This window comes from Brevundimonas sp. GW456-12-10-14-LB3, assembly GCF_059424365.1.
The window spans coordinates 1-17,594 of the sequence record NZ_JBWKZJ010000051.1 but is presented as its reverse complement, the minus strand read 5'-3'; the positions used below and the strand labels follow the sequence as shown (position 1 = coordinate 17,594).

Sequence of the window (17,594 nt, the reverse complement as noted above, 5' to 3'; positions counted from 1 at the left end):
CCCCTCCGCCGCCGCCGCCGCCGACGACGACGGACTATTACGGCGACCTGCCGCCGCCCGGCAATGTTCCGCCGCAAGCCCCGCCCCGCCAGTACTACGCCCAGGAACCGGGCGAGCGCGGCTGATCAGATCAGGGCGATGCTTTCGGCGACGGCCAGGGCGGCGGCGCGGGGGTCGGCCGCCGCCGTGATCGGCCGGCCGATCACCAGATGGGTGGCGCCGGCCTGAAGCGCAGCCTCGGGCGTGGCGGCGCGGGCTTGATCGTCCAGGGCCGACCCCGCAGGCCGAACGCCGGGCGTCACGATCAGAAAGTCGGGCCGGCCGGCGGCCTGTGCGATCTCGCGCACCCGGGCCGCCTCCTGCGGGCTGGAGACCACCCCGTCGATCCCCGCCTCAAGCGCCTGCCGCACACGCAGCTCCACCAGTTCGGCCGGCGACAGACTGTGGTCGTCCGCCGCCAGATCCTCGGCCGTCAGGCTGGTCAGAACGGTCACGCCCAAAACCTTGAGCCCTGATCCGGCCACGCCCCGCGCCGCCGCCGCCATGACCTGGGGCCGGGCGTGGACGGTGAGCAGGTCGCAACCCGAGGCCGCCAGATTCGCCGCCGCCTTTTCGACCGTCGCGCCGATGTCGTGCAGCTTCCAGTCCAGAAACACCTTGCGGCCCTCGGCCTTCAGGTCGCGCGCCAGCTCCATGCCGCCGACGGCGAACAGCTGCAGCCCGATCTTGTAGAAGCCCGCCGCATCCTGAACCCGCCCGACCAGGGCGGCGGCCTCTGCGACCGTCGGCACGTCCAGGGCGCAGATGATCCGTTCGTCGGGACCGCGATTGGGGGCGACGGTTTGGACCTGGGTCATCGACGGACTCGCGCTGAGCGGCTATGCCGGAACGCTGAAGGTGCGTCGGCGCGGCCGGCGTGTGGAATTTCAAGAGCGAGGCGAGGCGATGAACGCGGTCGATCTGGGTGTCAACCTGTTCGTGACCCTGTTCGCCCTGTTGGACCCGATCGGCAATCTGCCGATCTTCGCCGCCGCGACCGCCGGGGCCACCCTGCGTCAGCGGATCTCGGTCTCGGCCCTGATCTGCCTGTTCGCCATGCTGTTCCTCAGCTTCTTCCTGTTCACGGGCTTGGGCCTGCTGCAGTTCTTCGGCATTTCCCTGGCGGCCTTCCGCATCGCCGGGGGCATTTTGCTGCTGTTCCTGGGGCTGGACATGGCGCGCGGGGACTTTCTGGCGATGTTCGCCGACAAGGACGCCTTGAGCGACAGCAAGGATGTGCGCGGCTACGCCCGCCGGCGGTTCCAGCGTCTGGTCGTGCCCTTCGCCATCCCGCTGATGATCGGTCCGGGCGCCATCTCGGCCGTGATCATCAATGCGGGCGAGGCCGCTCAACTGGGTTACGCCGGCATGGCGGGCTCGGTCGTCGCCATCGCCGCCGCCTGCGTCGTCTCCTGCATCTGTTTCGCCCTCACCGGCTATCTGAGCCGGGTGCTGGGCGAGGTCGGCATGGCCATCATCGTCAAGGTGCTGGGCCTGATCCTGTGCGCCCTGGCCATCCAGTTCATCCTGCTGGGCCTGGGCGAAGCCATCCCCGGCATGATCTCCGGCGCCGTGACCACCCCCTATCCCGCCGCCTCCTGAAGCTTCAGTCGGCGGCGTCCTCGATGGCGTGGATGTCGTCGTCGGACAGGCCGAAATGGTGGCCGATCTCGTGGATCAGGACATGGGCGATCAGCTCGGCCAGGCCCACGTCGCCGCGCTCGCACCATTCGTCCAGTATGGGGCGGCGATACAGGAAGATCCGCGAGGGCTCGGGCGCCGGCCCCAGGCTGTCGCGCCGCCCGATGTCCACCCCGTAGTAGAGGCCGGTCAGTTCGAAGGGGTCTTCGATCTCCATCTCGGCCAGGGTCTGTTCGTCGGCGAAGTCGTCGATGCGGAACACCACCTCCCCCGCCGCCGCCCTGAACTCGGCCGGCAGGGCGTCGAAGGCCTGACGGGCCAGACGCGCGAAATCGTCCAGGGAGGGGGCGAAAAGGTCGGGAGCGGGCTCTGTCATCCGTCCGCTATCGCCGCGGTCGGCGGGGCGCGCAACGGGGCGCGATGACGCGATCGGAGGGTCTGACTTTTTCGTGCTGCATTGAGGTATGGTAAAGGCGAATCAGGGCGCGGGACTCAAGGACAAGAATGGCCGAGGCCGACATCGCCTATGTCGCCACTGCAGGCGCAGCCGGACTGGCCTTGGGCGTCAGCGCCTGGGCCTTGCGGCTGCGCGCGCGTCTGAGCGCCGCCGTCGCCGCCGCCGAGCGGGACCGTGACGCCGCCCAGGCCGATCTAAGCCGCCACGACAGCATGTTGCGCGCCTTCGACGACGTCAGCCTGGCCTTGACGGCCGAAGGCGAGGCGAGCGGCGCGCCCATCGGCCCCGCCGAACTGATCGCCCGACTGACCGCCTCGGACGCCGCCGCGGGGTCGGGCATGGATCAAGGCGAGGCGGGCGAGGCCATACTGACGCGGCTGAGGTTGAGCCATGCGGTTTCGATCGACGCCCTGGTCGAGGCCGGAAAGGCGTTCGAGAGCTTGATCGATCTCGGCGACGTCGAGCCTTGGCGCGTCGAAGGCCGGGTCGCCGGCGGGGTGGCCTGGCTGCGCCTGTCGCCGGCGTCGCGCGTGGTCCTGACCGGAGCCGATGCGACCGAGAGCGGCCTGTCTCTGCTGGGCGACGCCTCGCCGATTCCGACCTGGATCGTGGACGGCGCCGGACGACTGGCCTGGGCCAACCGCGCCTGGCTGACCGAGATCGGCGCCCAGACGGTGGATGAGGCGCTGGACAAGGGCCTGTCGTTCGACCGCGGGGCCGACGCCCTGATCGCCGAGGCGGGCCGGCTGGGGCTGCGTCAGGAAGGGTTCCGCTGGACGACCGGCGGCGGCCATCGCCGGGCCTGGCGGATCATCGCCGAACCGGCGGCCGGCGGCGCCGTGACCGCCTTCGCCATCGAGGTGACGGAGGCCGAAGAGACCCGCGACACCCTGCGCCGCCACGTCGACGCCCACGACGAGACGCTGAACCACCTCGCCGATGCGGTCGCCATCTTCGGCCCCTCCAAACGCCTGGCCTTTCACAACACCGCCTTCCAGACCCTGTTCGACCTGGACCCCGCCTGGCTGGACGAACGGCCGACCCATGCCGAGCTGCTGGACCGGCTGCGCCAGCGCCGCCGCCTGCCGGAGGTGGTGGACTACGCCGGATGGAAGGCCCGCGAGCTGGAATTCTACGGCGCGTCCCAGGCCGCGCCGGACGACAGCTGGTCCCTGCCCGACGGGCGGACGCTCCGAGTCGTGCGCCAGCCCCATCCGCTGGGCGGCATATTGCTGATCTTCTCGGACATCACCGACGAACTGAATCTGCGCAGCCGGTTCAACGCCCAGATCCAGGTGCAAAGGGCGACGCTCGACAAGCTGAACGACGCCGTCGCCGTCTTCGGCTCGGACGGGCGGCTGCGGCTGCACAATGAAGCCTTCGAGACCTTCTGGCGTCTGCCCGGCGATCGGATCGCCGCCTCGATCGACTTCGACGCCCTGGCCGAACTGTGCAAGGCCGTCCTGCCCGATCCGGCCCTGTGGCTGGGATTGAAGGCCCGCGTCGCCGATCCGGACCCCGAAAGCCGCATCGCCATCTCGGGCGAGGGGCGCACGATCGACGGCCGCATCGCCGCCTGGCAGACCCGCCCCCTGCCGGACGGCGCCACCCTGGTCGCCTTTTCCGACGTGACGGCCCGTCGGGGCCTGGAACAGGCCCTGGTTCAGCGCGAACAGGCCCTGGCGGAAAGCCAGGCCTTGAAGCGCGAGTTCGTGGGCAATGTCTCCTATGAACTCCGCACGCCTTTGACGACGATCGTCGGCTATTCCGAACTGCTGGAGACGATGGGCGATCTGCCCGAGCGCAGCCGCCAGCATGCGGGCGCCATCCGCGTCGCCGCCGTCCAGCTGGCCCGCTCGATCGACGACGTTCTGGACATGGCCCAGATCGACGCCGGCGAGATGGAGCTGTCGCTGGGCGACGTCCGGGTCTGCGACCTGCTGAACGAGGCGGCCGAAAAGGTGCGGCCCAAGGTCGAGGGGCGCGGCGCCGTCCTGACCGTCGCCTGCGCCGCCGATCTCAACCCCATTCGGGCCGACGAGCACCGGATCGGCCAGGCCCTGGATCATCTGCTGGAAAACGCCGCCCGCGCCGTTTCCGAAGGCGGGGCCGTCACCTTGACGGCCGAGGCCGGGGCGTCGGAGGTACGGCTGACCGTTTCCGATACGGGGCGCGGCATCCCCTATCATCTGCAGGCCCATGTGTTCGATCGCTTCGTCCGGCGCGAGCGCGGCGGGCCGGGCGTCGGCCTGGCCCTGGTCAAGGCCCTGGTCGAACTGCACGGCGGCTGGGCCGAGGTGGAAAGCGAACCCGGAAAGGGCGCCGCCTTCATCCTGCATCTGCCCTACGGCGCGGCCACCACCGCCGCCCCGCCCGAACTGCAGCTGGATCAGCCCCAAGCCGCCGAGGCGGCCGGCTGAGCCGGAGCCGTCTCTCAGCCCTTCGACCCCAACCAGTCGAGCAGGCCGCGCGCCGCCGCGACGCCTGAGGCGAAACTGGCCTGAAGCAGATAGCCGCCGGTCGGCGCCTCCCAGTTCAGCATCTCGCCCGCGACGAAGACGCCCGGCCTGGCGATCAACATCGAGCGGGCGTCCACCGCCTCCAGCGCCACCCCGCCCGCCGTGGAGATGGCCCGGTCCAGCCCTTGGAACCCTGTCAGCCGGACGGGCGCGGCCTTGATGCGCTGCGCCAGGCTGAGAGGATCGGCCGGCAGGGAACCGGTCTCGCGCAGGAGGGCGACGGCCGATGGGTCCAGTTTCACCGTCTTACGCAGGTGGGTGGCCAGACTGGCCTTGGCCCTGGGGCGCGCCAGGCGCTCCGCCAGCTGTTCGACCGTCAGGCCGGGCTTCAGATCAAGGTGGATTTCGACCTGACCGTCGGCCTCGATCGCCTCACGCAGGGCCGCGGACAGGGCGTAGATCGCCCCGCCTTCCAGTCCATAGCGCGTGACCATGACCTCGCCCGGCACCGTTCGATCCCTCAGGCGGACCGAGACGGGCTTCAGGGGCCGCCCGGCGAACCGCGCGCGAAAGGCGGCGGACCAATCCACGTCAAAGCCGACGTTGGCGGGGCGGAAGGGGGCGACGGCCACCCCTTGGGCCTCCAGCCACGGCTTCCAGTCGCCGTCCGACCCCAGACGCGGCCAGCTGGCGCCGCCCAGGGCCAGGACGACGGCGTCAGGCCGCACTCGCCGCTCGCCGTCAGGCGTTTCGAACACCAGATCCGGCCCCGACCAGCCGATCCAGCGCGACCGCGTGCGGATTTCGACGCCCAGCCCTTCCAGCCGCGCCAGCCAGGCGCGGAGCAGGGGCGAGGCCTTCATGGCGCGCGGGAAGACGCGCCCGCTGGAACCGACGAAGGTCGGCTGGCCCAGGCCCTCGACCCAGGCGATCAGATCATCCGGCCCGAAGTCGGCGATCCAGGCCCTCGCTGTTTCAGCCGCCGGACCGTACCGGCTCAGAAAGCGCTCCATCGGCTCCGAATGGGTCAGGTTCAGACCGCCGCGCCCGGCCATCAGCAGTTTTCGCGCCGGAGACGGCGTCTGTTCATGCACCACCACCTTCCATCCGGCCTGGGCCAGGTGCTCGGCGGCCGTCAGGCCGGCCGGTCCGGCGCCGATCACATGGATGGCGGGCTCGGCTTGGCGGTCGGAGTGGGTCATCGCCCCGCTTTGCCCGCTCACCGCGACGCTGGCTATAGGGGGCGGGATGGTTATGTTCGGCCGATGAGCGTCGCCTTCACCCGAGAAGAAGATCTGGAAGCCACCGCCGCCGACCTGGCGGACCGGCCGATCTCGCCCCACCCCAACCTGGTCACGGCCGAAGGCCTGGCCCAAATCGAGGCCGAACTGGCCTCCGCGCGCGCCGCCTACGCCGCAGCCCAGATCAAGGGGTCGATCGAAAGCGATCGGACCGCCATGGCCCGCGCCACCCGCGATCTGCGCTACTGGTCGGCCCGCAGGGCGTCGGCCCAGCTGGTGGAGCCGGGCGAGACCGACGGGCGCGTTCGTTTCGGAGGCTCGGTCTGCATCGAGCGCGACGACGGGCGATCTCAGACCTGGCGCATCGTCGGCGAGGACGAGGCCGATCCCGCGAAGGGCTCGGTCAGCCATGTGTCGCCGCTGGCCCGCGCCGTTCTGGGCCGGCGCATCGGCGACGAGGTGGTGGTGGCGGGCCGGACGGTGGAGATCACGGCCGTCGGCTGACCGCCTTCAGCTCGGCTTTTCGGCGGCGTCTCCCAGCATCTCGCGGATCATGTCCAGGATCAGCTTCTGATTTCGCAGGGGCAGATGCGGCGCCAGACGGGCGATCTCGACACTGTGTTTGGTCATCCGGGGCTCGTGGTCGAAGGCGGGCGCCTCCTCCTCGCCCACGCCGGCCTGGGCCGCACGAAAACCCGAAAAGAAGTAGGGAATCTCCACCTTCATGAAGTCGGCCATTTCGAACAGTTTCGAGGCCGAGACGCGGTTCGTGCCCTTCTCGTACTTCTGAACCTGCTGGAAACTGACGCCCAAGGCGCGCGCCAGGGCGCTTTGGGTCAAACCCAGGCCCAGACGCTTCTCCTGAACGCGGCGGCCGACGTGGATATCGACGGGATGGGGCTCCTCGAGCTTTTCGCGCGCCATCCCGATTCCCCTCGTCCCGCTGTCAGCCCCTAAGGCGAAGCCTAGTGGGAGAGGTCAACGGCCACAAGCCGGGACGGCGGCCGGCGAAAAGGGAAATCGCCAGGGCGGCCAGAAGACCCGCGAAAAAGAACGCGTCGCCCCATCGGCCGTAGGGGGTCACCGCCGTCGGGCGCGGCAAGGGCGCATCGATCACCCCGGCGACACCGGGATCAAGCCTTTGATTCTGAACGATCCGGCCCCAGGGGTCGATCATGGCCGAGATTCCCGTCGGCGTGGCTCGCGCGATGGGCAGGCCGGTCTCGATGGCGCGATAGCTGGCCAGGTTCAAATGCTGGGGCGGCCCGGAGGTCGCGCCGAACCAGGCGTCGTTCGAGGCGTTGACGATCCAGTCGGGACGCCCGTCCGCGCCGGGCGTGAAGCCGGGATAAAGGCTTTCATAACAGATCAGCGGCTGGACCGGCGGAACGCCCGGAACGCGGATGGGCGCAGGAATGGGCCCGGCGGAGAAATCGCTCGGCATGTGAACCAGGCTGCGAAGCCCGACGGCCGTCATGATCGAACCCAGGGGCAGATACTCGCCGAACGGCACCAGCCGATGCTTGTCATAGACGGCGGCGATCCGCAGGCCCGGCCCGCCTTCGTCCACCAGGGCGAACAGGCTGTTGTAATAGCGGGCTCCCTCTGGGGCCGTTGGATCAGGTTCGCCCCGCGCCAGCCCCATCATCAAGGTTTGCCCCGGCCGCACGGCGCCGGCGATGGCGGCCGCATCCGCCGAGGCGAAGACGTCATTGGCCGAGGCCGGCAGGGCGCCCTCGGGCCAGACCACCACGTCGGGCGTGCGGGCGGCCGGCTGTCCCGTCAGGGCGACATAGCGATCGACGATGGAGCGATAGGCCTCGGGCGACCACTTGGTTTCCTGTTTGACGTCGGCCTGGACCAGGCGAACCACGGTGTCGGTGAACCGCAACTCGGCCTGGGCCAGCCGCACGGCGCCGAAGAGGCCGACGGCGGCCAGAACCAGAAGGCCCGACCCCGCCGAGATCAGGCGGCCGCGCGCTGCGCCGGGTCCGACCAGGGGCGCCAGGGCGGCGGTCGAGGCCACCGTGATCAAGCTCATTCCATAGACCCCGACCACCGAGGCGAACTGCGACATGCCGCCGCCCGCCCGCCAGGTCGCCCCAGCCGGGTTCCAGGGAAAGCCGGTCAGCACATGGCCGCGCAGCCATTCGGCGGCGCAGAACAGGGCGGCGAACAACAGAACCCGGACCACGCCGATCGGGGCGAACCGACGATAGAGGGCGCAGGCGGCGCCCCAGAACAGGCCTAGGCCGGCCGGCAGCAGGCTGGCGGCGAAGGGCGCCATCCAGGCCTGTTCCGGATTGACGAAGAAGGCCTCCGCCACCCACCAGCAGCCGATGAAGAAATAGGCGAAGCCCGCCAGCCAGCCCATCCAGAAGGCGCCGCGCGGGGCGTCCGACCGCTCCGACAGGATCATCAGCAGCGGATAGCCCAGGAGGCCGACCAGCACCCCGAACGGCGGATGGGCCAGGGCCGTCCCCGCCCCGGCCGACAAGGCCAGACCGATGCGGATCAGACGCCAGGTCCAGGCGCGACGTTTCTCGGGAAGGGCGCGAACGCGGGCGGCGAAACGGTCGAGCGCGGCGTCGGGAAACATCGGGTCAGTCCTGCCCATCTACAGAGACATCGGCGGCATAGGGGTCGGCGACGCCCAGTTCGGCCAGGATCTCGCGCTCCTCGGCCTCCATCGCCTCGGCCTCGGCCTCATCCTCATGATCGCGGCCCAACAGGTGCAGCACGCCATGGACGACCAGATGGCTCAGATGGTCCGACAGGCTCTTGCCCTGAACTTCCGCCTCGGTCGCGCAGACGCCATAGGCCAGAACGATGTCGCCCAGATGCGGCGCGGCGTTCTCGGGCGCAGGAAAGGACAGGACATTGGTCGGCTTGTCCTTGTCTCGGAACCGGGCGTTCAGTTCCCGCACCGCCTCGTCGTCGGTCAGCAGGACGACGACGTCGCCCGCCACGGCGCCCAGGGCCGCCGCTGCGGCCCGTTCCGCTGCGGCTGCGACGTCCGGCAGGACGGCGGTCCAGGCCTCGGCCTCGATTTCGATGTCGATCATTCGGCGTCTTCAAGGTCCGGGGTCGGACGGGACCGGGCGGCGTCGGCGTCATAGGCGCGCACGATCCGCTCGACCATGGCGTGGCGCACCACGTCCTCGGCCGCGAACCTCAGGATGCCGACGCCCTGGACCCCGTCCAGGATCCGCAGGGCATGGGCCAGGCCGGAATCGCGCGGGTTCAGCAGATCGATCTGGGACGGGTCGCCCGTCACCACCATCCGCGCCCCCTCGCCGAGACGGGTCAGGACCATCTTCATCTGCAGACGCGAGGTGTTCTGGGCCTCGTCGACGATGACGAAGGCGTGGCTGAGGGTGCGGCCGCGCATGAAGGCGATGGGGGCGGCCTCGATCTCGCCCTTGTCGCGGCGGCGCTGCACGTCCTCGGCGCCGAGAATGTCGTTCAGCGCCTCCCAGATTGGGGCCAGATAGGGATCGACCTTTTCGTTCAGGTCGCCTGGCAGAAAGCCCAGCTTCTCGCCCGCCTCGACCGCCGGGCGGGTGATGACCAGCCGGTCCACCTGGCCGCGCCGCAGCAGGGAGGCGCCGTAGGCGGCCGCCAGGAAGGTCTTGCCCGTGCCGGCCGGGCCGACCCCGAAGCTGAGCTCGCACCGGCCCAGCATGTCGACATAGGCGGCCTGGGCCTTGGTCTTGGGCACGATGGCGCCGCGCTTGCCGCCGGGCAGGGAGACGCCCGCCGCCGCCAGGCCCGGCGCGCCCTTGCCGCCCCGCGCCTGACCCAGGGCGGCGCGCACATCAGCCTCTGTGACCTCGGCCCCCAAGGCGGCGCGCTTGGCCAGATCCTCAATGACACGGCGGGCGTCGGCCCGGTCGCGCGTACCTCCATTGACGGAGACCCCGCCGCCCGGCGCCTCGACCAGAACCTTGAAGGCGTCCTCGATCAGGGCGACGTGACGGCTGTTGGGTCCGATCACCGCCCTCAGTTCGGCGTCATTCAGGGGAACGAACTCGGACTCTCTTGCCACTAGGCCGCCTTTTCCTTTTCCGCCGCCCCTGGGGCGACAAGCCGGCCCGTCAGACTGTTCTGCTGACCGGAAATGATTTCGACCGGAACGATCTGGCCGATCAGATGATCCGCGTCGTCGACATGGACCGACTGGAGATAGGGCGAGCGACCGATGGCCTGGCGGCGATCGGGATGGCGGCCCTTGCGGTCGAACAGGACATTCAGGGTCCGGCCCGCCTGGGCCTGGTTGAAGGCCGTCTGCTGTTCCGTCACTAGGTCAATCAGCCGGTGCAGCCGTTCCTTGGCGACCTCGGGCTCGATCTGACGGCCCATGCCGGCGGCTGGGGTGCCGGGACGAGGCGAATACATGAAGGCGAAGGCCGAGGCGTATCGGACCTGGCGCACCAGATCGAGCGTCTCCTCGAACTCGCGATCCGTCTCTCCGGGGAAGCCGACGATGAAGTCGCCCGACAGCGCCATGTCGGGCCGGGCTTCGCGGATGCGGGCGATCAGATCGAGGTAGGTCTGACGGCCGTGCTTGCGGTTCATCAGCCGCAGGATGCGGTCCGAGCCCGCCTGAACCGGCAGGTGGAGATAGGGCATCAGGGCGTCCAGATCGCCGTGGGCGGCGATCAGGTCGTCCGACATGTCGTTGGGATGGCTGGTCGTATAGCGGATCCGGTCCAGGCCGGGGATCTCGGCCAGGGCGTAGGCCAGTTCGGCCAGGCTGGACTTGCGCCCATCCGGCCGCTCGCCGTCATAGGCGTTGACGTTCTGGCCCAGCAGGGTGACCTCGCGCACGCCGCGACCGGCCAGCTGTCGCGCCTCTTCCAGCACCGAGGCCAGGGGCCGCGACCATTCTGCGCCCCGCGTATAGGGCACCACGCAGAAGGTGCAGAACTTGTCGCAGCCTTCCTGCACCGTCAGGAAGGCGGTCGGCCCCTCGGTGAAACGGGCGGCAGGCAGGGCGTCGAACTTGTCGTCAGGCGCGAAGTCGGCGCCGATCCGTTCGCCCCGGGCCCGCGCCGTGCGGGTCAGAAGCTCGGGCAGCTGATGATAGGCCTGCGGGCCGACGACGATGTCGACCGCCGGCTGGCGTTTCATGATCTCCTCGCCCTCGGCCTGGGCGACGCAGCCGGCGACGGCGATGGTCATGTCGCCGCCCGCCTGGCGCTTGAGGTCGCGCAGCTCGCGGATCTTGCCGAGCTCGGAATAGATCTTCTCGGCCGCCTTCTCGCGGATATGGCAGGTGTTCAGAATGACGAAGTCGGCCGCCTCGACCTCCTCCGTCACGGCATAGCCCAGCGGCCGCAGCACATCGGCCATGCGCTCGCTGTCATAGACATTCATCTGACAGCCGTAGGTCTTGATGAACAGCCGCTTGGACGGCGTGTTCTGCGCGGCCTCGGCTTTGGGAACCAGGGTCTCGGTCATGTCGGGCTTATGATCGCCCGAACCGGCGAGAACAAGACCGGGTTTCAGCCCGCATCCACGTCTTCGGGCGCCACGCGCGCGGCATGGCGTTTGAAGATCAGTCCTTCACGCTTGGACGGTTCGGCGCCGTCGATCGGCACGCCGTACAGTTCCAGCTTGTGGCCGATCAGTTCGAAGCCCAGCCGTTCGGCGATTTCGCTTTTCAGCTTTTCGATCTCGGCGTCGAAGAATTCGATCACCTCGCCGGTCTTGGTGTCGATCAAGTGATCGTGATGGTCGTCGCCGGCCTCTTCATAGCGGCTGCGCCCGTCGCCGAAGTCGTGCTTCTCGACCACGCCCGCCTCTTCGAACAGGCGCACGGTGCGATAGACGGTGGCGATCGAAATATGCGGATCGATCGAGGAGGCGCGGCGGTACAGCTCCTCCACATCGGGGTGGTCTTCCGCCGAGGAGAGCACCCGGGCGATCACCCGGCGCTGTTCGGTCATACGCATGCCGCGGTCGGCGCAGAGTTTTTCAATCCGGTCCATAGGGCTAGAATAGGGGCTCAGGCCGCTTCAGGGAAGCGGCGCCGTGTCCGGATTCATCGCAAGATCGCGTCCCAGCACCAGGGCGTCGGTTCGACCCCCGTCGGGCCGTGCATAATAGGCCTTGCGTCGCCCGATCGGGCGGAAGCCGGCGCGGTCGTAAAGGGCGCGGGCGGCCGTATTGTCCTCGGCCACCTCCAGAAACAGGCGCACGGCCCCGGCCTGGGCGGCGGCGACGGCCGCCTGACCGACCAGTCTCCCGCCTAGGCCGGCCCGCCGCGCCTCGGGCCGCACCGCCAGGGTCAGGATCTCGGCCTCATCCAGCACGATCCGGATCAGGATGAAGCCGTCCGGTTCGACCACCGCTAAGACGCCGGGCTGGGCCAGCAGGGCGGCGAACTCGTCCCGGCTCCAGGGCGCCGGAAAGGCTCGCGCATGGACGGCGGCCAAGGCGGCGGGATCGGGACGGATCATGGCGCGGTCTGGCGGGGCTGTCCCGGCAGACGGGTGGGCGGCGCCGCATCGGGCGCGCGCAGATACAGGGGCCGGGGCGGATAGGCGGCGGGATCGGCGAACCGGGTCAGCCGAGCCAGGGCCGTCGGCGCGGGGGCGACGACGGGATCGGCCGAGGCCAGGCTCAGCTCAGGATAGGCTTCGCTCAGAAGACCGGCCCCGCTGCCGACCGCCTGAACCTTCGTCCCAAGAGCGGCGATGCGGTCGGCGGCCGCCTCCAAGGGCAGGGCCTCTTCCGGGCCGAGGGTCCGGCCGTCCGAGAAGAATTTGGCGTAGACCTGACCCCGCCGGGCGTCGATCAGGGCCGCGACCGGGACGCCCGCCGTCGCCAGGGGATCAGCCAGGGCGTCCAGCGTGGACACCCCCACGACCGGCCGCCCCAGGGCGGCGCCCAGACCCTGGGCGAAGGCCAGGCCCACTCTCAAACCAGTGAAGGAGCCCGGCCCGACCGTGACGCCGATCCGATCAAGACGATCGAAACCGCCCCCCGCCTCGGTCATGACGTCGCGCACCAGACCGCCCAGCCGTTCCTGGTGGCCCTTGGCCATCGGTTCGAACCGCACCGACAGGGGCCGGTCGTCCTCAAAAACCGCCGCCGTACAGGCGCCCAGCGCCGTATCAATGACCAAGAGTCTCATGCCGGCCTTCTAGAGGCTGACAGGCGGATGGGAAATCGCTTTGCGGCCTCAACCCGCCCTCAGCCGCCGCTCAGACCGTGCGTCAGGCCGCGCGCGACAGAACCTCGACCAGCTGCGTCAGGGCCTGTCTTACGGAACGGTCCTCAATGGCGGCGAAGCCGGCGGCCATGGCCAGGCCTTCCGGCGTGGCGGCGAGGGTTCGCATGATCGAGAGGTCGGTCGGCTCGCCGGCCTCCGCCCGCGCCGGAAAGAAGGCGCTGATCGGCATGGACAGGGCGATCGCCAGATTGTGCAGCCGGGCGGCCGATATCCGGTTCTGCCCGCCTTCGTACTTCTGCACCTGCTGGCAGCTGACCCCCACCATCTCGCCCAGCGCCGTCTGAGACAGCCCCAGGGCCTGACGCCGAGCGGCGATCCGCGCCCCCACATGCAGGTCCACAGCCTCGACTGAGCGGGCGTTCCGACGGGGAGCGGCGGGGCGGCTGTTCATGGCTCGAAGATGGCGCAACCTGTCCGGGTGTGCAACCTTTTCGTTTCATGGCTCGTGGCGCGCCGTGACGAGGCAGAGCTGCGCCACCCGGCTAGGGTCGATGACTTCCTTCCCTTCCAGACCGCCGGCGCCCCGCACATGCAGGCCGTCGGCGTCCGAGCGATCAAAAATGCGCGCCAGCCGCCGGCCGTCGGTCGTCAGGATTACGCAGCCCTGCCCCGGTCGCGGGCGACCTGGCCGATATTCCAGAACGACGCCGCGATCCGCCCAGGGCGACAGGGCGTCGTCGGCCACTTCAAGCCGATGGGTCCGGGGAATGGACGCGCCGGAGAAGGCGCGACCCCGCGCTTCGAGACCGGCTGCAGGACCGGCCGGCGCCGCGTCCGGACCGCCGGCCGCCAGCAGAGCCAGGGCCTCGGGCGTGGAATCCAGGGCGCCGGTCAAACGCCTCTGGACATCCGGCCGAAACAGGCCCGGCCGACGACCGGCCTCGTACAGGCCCCAACCCTGGCTGGTCATCTCCAGTCGAGCGCCCGCCTCGGCCTGGGACAGGCCGCGTTGGCGACGCAGGGCGGCGAGGGCCTCGCCGAGACGGAGAACATGAGGATCAGGGACGAAGCGCGCCATCAGAAGTTAAAGATGGCGCCTCCTTGCACGTCTGGCGATAATTTAAAGCGGGATCGCCCTAGATCGTCTGCTCGACCCGCGTCACCTCAGGCACATAGTGGCGCATCATCTGTTCGACCCCCGCCTTCAGGGTGGCGGAGGACGACGGACAACCCGAACAGGCGCCGCGCATCCGCAAGGACAGGACGCCGGTGGCCTCGTCGAAGGAATCGAACAGGATGTCGCCGCCGTCCTGGGCCACCGCCGGGCGGATGCGGCTGTCCAGCAGGGCCTTGATCTCGGCGACGATCTCGCTGTCGGCCTCAGCGTTCTGATCGGCTTCGCCAGCCTGACCGCGCGTCAGGGGCGCGCCCGAGACGAAATGGTCCATGATGACGCCCAGGATCGGCGCCTTCATCTCCGACCATTCCGGCCCGGAAACGCTGCGGACGACGGAAACATGGTCGGCGCCGAACAGGACGGCCTCCACCCCCTCCAGCTCGAACAGGGCTTCGGCGAGCGGCGAGGCGGTCGCCTCGTCGATCGTCCGGTATTCCAGCGTGGCCGACGGCGAGACCTCCCGGCCGGGCAGGAACTTCAACGCATTGGGATTGGGCGTGGGCTCGGTCTGGATGAACATGGGCCGGAGATGCGCATGACGCCGACGGCTTGCAAGTCTTAAACGCTAACGCCGACGCAGGCTTCCCAGAACGCCGCGCAGCAGTTCGCGGGTCAGGGTCGATCCGGCCGTGCGCAGCACGGACTTGGTCAAGGCCTCCATCGGCGTCTGCCGATTGGACGCTCGCTTGTGCGGCGCCGATCGGACGCCGTCCCCGTCGCGGTCCTGGTCGGCCCCTGCTTCCCGCTTGACCCGGCCTTGCGGCTTCGAATTCACCTGCGCCTGAGCCTGTCGTTCCACGGCGGCGTGGCGGGCGGCGAGGACTTCTTCAGCGGATTCGCGGTCCAGGACCGGCTCATACCGGCCCTGGACGGGGCTGGCGGCGATTACGGCGGCGCGTTCGGCCTCGGTCGCCGGCCCCAGCCGCGAGGCGGGCGGCCGGATCCTGGTGCGGGCCACGACCGTGGGCGCGCCCTTGTCGTCCAGAACCGACACCAGGGCCTCGCCGACCCCAAGGGCCTGGATGGCTTCGGCCGTGTCGAAGGCGGGGTTGGGGCGGAAACTCTGGGCCGCAGCCTTCAGCCCCTTCTGTTCGGACGGCGTATAGGCACGCAGGGCGTGCTGGATGCGATTGCCCAGCTGCGCCAGGACGCTGTCGGGAATATCGGCCGGATTCTGGGTGACGAAATAGACGCCGACCCCCTTGGACCGGATCAGCCGCACCACCTGTTCGACCTTTTCCAGCAGGGCGCGCGGCGCGTCGTTGAACAACAGGTGGGCCTCGTCGAAGAAGAAGACCAGACGCGGCTTCTCCGGGTCCCCGACCTCCGGCAGCTGTTCGAACAGTTCCGACAGCAGCCACAGCAGGAAGGCCGCATACAGACGCGGACTGTTCATCAGCCGGGTGGAATCCAGCACATTGACCTGGCCCCGGCCGTCCAGGCCGACGCGGATGACGTCCTCCAGCTTCAAGGCCGGCTCGCCGAAAAAGGCCGCGCCCCCCTGCTGTTCCAGCTGAAGAATCGCCCGTTGAACGGCGGCGATCGAGGCTGGGGCGACATGGCCGACCTCACGTCCGATCCGCTCGGCGTTCTCCCCGACATAGGCCAGAAGGCTGCGCAGATCGTCGATGTCCAACAGGAGCAACCCCTCCTGATCGGCGACGTGGAAGACCACCGTCAGCACCCCCTCCTGGACCTCGTTCAGGTCCAGCATCCGCGCCATCAGCACCGGGCCGATCTCGGAGATCGTCGTGCGGATCGGATGGCCCTTTTGACCATACAAATCCCAGAACACCGTGGGCGCGGCGGACGGCGTCAGGGCCAGGCCCATGTCGGCGGCGCGGGCCAGCAGCTTTTCGTTCGGCGTCCCGATCTGGGAGATCCCCGACAGGTCGCCCTTCACATCGGCGCAGAAGACCGGGACGCCCGCGTCCGAAAAGCCCTGGGCCAGGATCTGCAGCGTCACCGTCTTGCCGGTTCCCGTCGCCCCGGCGACCACGCCGTGGCGGTTCGCCCGATGGAACAGAAGGGCCTGGTCCTGGCCCTCGTCGGACTGGCCAAGGAAAAGACCGGCGGAGGTGTCGGACATCGAAAGGTCTCCAGAAGCGGGACGAAGGTCTAGCGCAGTCCCGAGCGGGTCGGAACCGCCGCTTTCAAGGCCGGTTGACGGCGTTCTGCGCCCCACCGACAAGGGTGGCCATGAAGAGCCCCATCACCATGCAGTCTTCGGCCGTTTCGCGAAACGCCCTGGTCTTGATCGCCACCGTCGCGGCCGGTGCGGCCCTCTACTGGCTGCGCGACATACTGACGCCCCTGGCCATGGCCGTTTTCCTGTTGATCATGATCGACGGGGTCAAGCGGTCCGTGGCGGCGCGCACCCCTTTGAACGACCGCTGGGCGGGGACAGCGGCCCTGCTGCTGGTGGTCCTGGCCTTCTTCGCCTCCATCGCCATCATCGTGAACGGCGCCGCCGGCTTCTTCGGCGAGGCGTCGGGCGTGTCGCAGAACATCGGGCCGCGCATCGACCAGATCATCCGCGACGTCTACGCCCTGATCCGGCTGAACAATCCGCCCACGGCCCAGGACCTGATCAACGGCGTCGATCTGCGCGGCTATCTGACCTCCGTGGCCTTTCAGGTCCAAGGCATCGCCTCGGGCGCCTTCTTCGTCCTGGTCTATCTGGGATTTCTTCTGGCCTCGCAGATCGGCTTCCGGCGCAAGATCATCGCCATGTTCCCCCACAGGCATCAGCGCGACGAAGCGATCGCGGTGTTCAACCGCGTCCGCGGCGGGGTCGAGGGCTATCTGTGGGTCCAGACCGTGACCGGGGCCCTGATCTGCGCCGCAGCCTGGATATTGATGCGGGCTGTCGGGCTTCAGAACGCGGAGTTCTGGACCTTCGTCATCTTCATCGTCGGCTTCATCCCGGTTCTGGGCGGGGCTGTGGCGGGTCTGGCCCCGCCCCTGTTCGCCCTGGTGCAATTCCCCAGCTACTGGCCGGCGCTGATCCTGCTGGTGGGGCTTCAGACCATTCTGTTCATCGTCGGCAATCTGGTCCAGCCGCGCATGCAGGGCGACAATCAGAACATCGACCCGGTGGTGGTCCTGCTGGCCCTGGCCTTCTGGGGCAAGCTGTGGGGCGTGGTCGGCATGTTCCTGTCGACCCCGCTGGCCGTGATGGCCATGGCGATCCTGGCCGAGTTCAAGGGTTCGCGCTGGATGGCCGTCCTGCTGTCGGGCGACGGCGAACCCTATGCGGACGAACACAAGACGGCGCATCACAGGCGGGGCTCATTCTCCAAGGACGACGCTGACGAAGCCTGAAGCCGCCGTGCGGCGTCAGGCCGCAGCGAAAGCTTTGGCGCCGGCCTCTTGAAACCCGCCCTGGCCCTCCCATCTG

The 17,594-nt window shown here is 69.2% G+C and carries 19 protein-coding genes; 4 read left to right on the top strand and 15 right to left on the bottom strand.

Going from position 1 to position 17,594, the window contains the following annotated elements; translation table 11 throughout:
• Window positions 1–125: 125 nt before the first annotated feature.
• Window positions 126–857, bottom strand: coding sequence for an orotidine-5'-phosphate decarboxylase (gene pyrF, locus AC07XS_RS14915; RefSeq protein WP_054764384.1), 732 nt, complete (start codon window positions 855–857; stop codon window positions 126–128).
• A gap of 88 nt (window positions 858–945) precedes the next feature.
• Between pyrF and AC07XS_RS14910 the strand changes: the two genes are divergently transcribed.
• Window positions 946–1,641 carry a MarC family protein gene (locus tag AC07XS_RS14910; protein ID WP_054766783.1) on the top strand — a complete coding sequence of 232 codons (696 nt, stop codon included), beginning with the start codon at window positions 946–948 and terminating at the stop codon, window positions 1,639–1,641.
• Between the two features lie 4 nt (window positions 1,642–1,645).
• Here AC07XS_RS14910 and AC07XS_RS14905 read toward each other — a convergent pair whose 3' ends face one another.
• On the bottom strand, window positions 1,646–2,056 hold the full coding sequence (locus AC07XS_RS14905; protein WP_152949231.1) for a metallopeptidase family protein: 411 nt from the start codon (window positions 2,054–2,056) through the stop codon (window positions 1,646–1,648).
• Between the two features lie 128 nt (window positions 2,057–2,184).
• Between AC07XS_RS14905 and AC07XS_RS14900 the strand changes: the two genes are divergently transcribed.
• The gene (locus AC07XS_RS14900) at window positions 2,185–4,557 is read left to right on the top strand and encodes a sensor histidine kinase (RefSeq protein ID WP_182715041.1); all 2,373 of its coding nucleotides are present in this window, start codon (window positions 2,185–2,187) and stop codon (window positions 4,555–4,557) included.
• Between the two features lie 14 nt (window positions 4,558–4,571).
• Here the strand turns inward: AC07XS_RS14900 and AC07XS_RS14895 are convergent, their stop codons facing one another.
• Window positions 4,572–5,798 carry a TIGR03862 family flavoprotein gene (locus tag AC07XS_RS14895; protein WP_182715040.1) on the bottom strand — a complete coding sequence of 409 codons (1,227 nt, stop codon included), beginning with the start codon at window positions 5,796–5,798 and terminating at the stop codon, window positions 4,572–4,574.
• Window positions 5,799–5,861: 63 nt separating this feature from the next.
• On the opposite strand from AC07XS_RS14895, the gene greA reads away from it, so the two are divergent.
• A complete protein-coding gene (gene greA / locus AC07XS_RS14890; protein ID WP_152949234.1) occupies window positions 5,862–6,341 on the top strand; it encodes a transcription elongation factor GreA in 480 nt (159 codons plus the stop codon).
• A 6-nt stretch (window positions 6,342–6,347) separates the two neighbouring features.
• Here greA and AC07XS_RS14885 read toward each other — a convergent pair whose 3' ends face one another.
• The 12 genes from AC07XS_RS14885 to AC07XS_RS14830 form a co-directional block, all read right to left on the bottom strand.
• Complete coding sequence (locus AC07XS_RS14885) at window positions 6,348–6,761, bottom strand: helix-turn-helix domain-containing protein (RefSeq protein ID WP_182715039.1); 414 nt, start codon at window positions 6,759–6,761, stop codon at window positions 6,348–6,350.
• A 22-nt stretch (window positions 6,762–6,783) separates the two neighbouring features.
• Complete coding sequence (gene lnt, locus AC07XS_RS14880; RefSeq protein ID WP_182715038.1) at window positions 6,784–8,436, bottom strand: apolipoprotein N-acyltransferase; 1,653 nt, start codon at window positions 8,434–8,436, stop codon at window positions 6,784–6,786.
• A 4-nt stretch (window positions 8,437–8,440) separates the two neighbouring features.
• The gene (ybeY, locus tag AC07XS_RS14875) at window positions 8,441–8,902 is read right to left on the bottom strand and encodes an rRNA maturation RNase YbeY (RefSeq protein ID WP_182715037.1); all 462 of its coding nucleotides are present in this window, start codon (window positions 8,900–8,902) and stop codon (window positions 8,441–8,443) included.
• Window positions 8,899–9,885: a PhoH family protein gene (locus AC07XS_RS14870; RefSeq protein ID WP_152949237.1), complete on the bottom strand. Its 987-nt coding sequence runs from the start codon at window positions 9,883–9,885 to the stop codon at window positions 8,899–8,901. Before AC07XS_RS14870 ends, ybeY begins: the two co-directional genes overlap by 4 nt.
• The gene (miaB, locus tag AC07XS_RS14865; RefSeq protein ID WP_182715036.1) at window positions 9,885–11,300 is read right to left on the bottom strand and encodes a tRNA (N6-isopentenyl adenosine(37)-C2)-methylthiotransferase MiaB; all 1,416 of its coding nucleotides are present in this window, start codon (window positions 11,298–11,300) and stop codon (window positions 9,885–9,887) included. The genes AC07XS_RS14870 and miaB overlap by 1 nt, the downstream gene beginning before the upstream one ends.
• Before the next feature lie 44 nt (window positions 11,301–11,344).
• Window positions 11,345–11,830 carry a Fur family transcriptional regulator gene (locus AC07XS_RS14860; protein WP_054764392.1) on the bottom strand — a complete coding sequence of 162 codons (486 nt, stop codon included), beginning with the start codon at window positions 11,828–11,830 and terminating at the stop codon, window positions 11,345–11,347.
• A 27-nt stretch (window positions 11,831–11,857) separates the two neighbouring features.
• Window positions 11,858–12,301 carry a ribosomal protein S18-alanine N-acetyltransferase gene (gene rimI / locus AC07XS_RS14855; protein ID WP_182715035.1) on the bottom strand — a complete coding sequence of 148 codons (444 nt, stop codon included), beginning with the start codon at window positions 12,299–12,301 and terminating at the stop codon, window positions 11,858–11,860.
• Window positions 12,298–12,978 carry a tRNA (adenosine(37)-N6)-threonylcarbamoyltransferase complex dimerization subunit type 1 TsaB gene (gene tsaB / locus AC07XS_RS14850; protein ID WP_182715034.1) on the bottom strand — a complete coding sequence of 227 codons (681 nt, stop codon included), beginning with the start codon at window positions 12,976–12,978 and terminating at the stop codon, window positions 12,298–12,300. The genes rimI and tsaB overlap by 4 nt, the downstream gene beginning before the upstream one ends.
• An 82-nt stretch (window positions 12,979–13,060) precedes the next feature.
• The gene (locus tag AC07XS_RS14845) at window positions 13,061–13,468 is read right to left on the bottom strand and encodes a helix-turn-helix domain-containing protein (protein ID WP_054764395.1); all 408 of its coding nucleotides are present in this window, start codon (window positions 13,466–13,468) and stop codon (window positions 13,061–13,063) included.
• A 45-nt stretch (window positions 13,469–13,513) separates the two neighbouring features.
• Complete coding sequence (locus tag AC07XS_RS14840; RefSeq protein ID WP_182715033.1) at window positions 13,514–14,095, bottom strand: helix-turn-helix domain-containing protein; 582 nt, start codon at window positions 14,093–14,095, stop codon at window positions 13,514–13,516.
• Window positions 14,096–14,153: 58 nt separating this feature from the next.
• Complete coding sequence (locus AC07XS_RS14835; RefSeq protein ID WP_182715032.1) at window positions 14,154–14,714, bottom strand: NifU family protein; 561 nt, start codon at window positions 14,712–14,714, stop codon at window positions 14,154–14,156.
• 45 nt (window positions 14,715–14,759) lie between these two features.
• The gene (locus AC07XS_RS14830; RefSeq protein ID WP_182715031.1) at window positions 14,760–16,283 is read right to left on the bottom strand and encodes a helicase HerA-like domain-containing protein; all 1,524 of its coding nucleotides are present in this window, start codon (window positions 16,281–16,283) and stop codon (window positions 14,760–14,762) included.
• A gap of 110 nt (window positions 16,284–16,393) precedes the next feature.
• On the opposite strand from AC07XS_RS14830, the gene AC07XS_RS14825 reads away from it, so the two are divergent.
• A complete protein-coding gene (locus AC07XS_RS14825) occupies window positions 16,394–17,518 on the top strand; it encodes an AI-2E family transporter (protein ID WP_054764399.1) in 1,125 nt (374 codons plus the stop codon).
• Window positions 17,519–17,594: the final 76 nt, after the last annotated feature.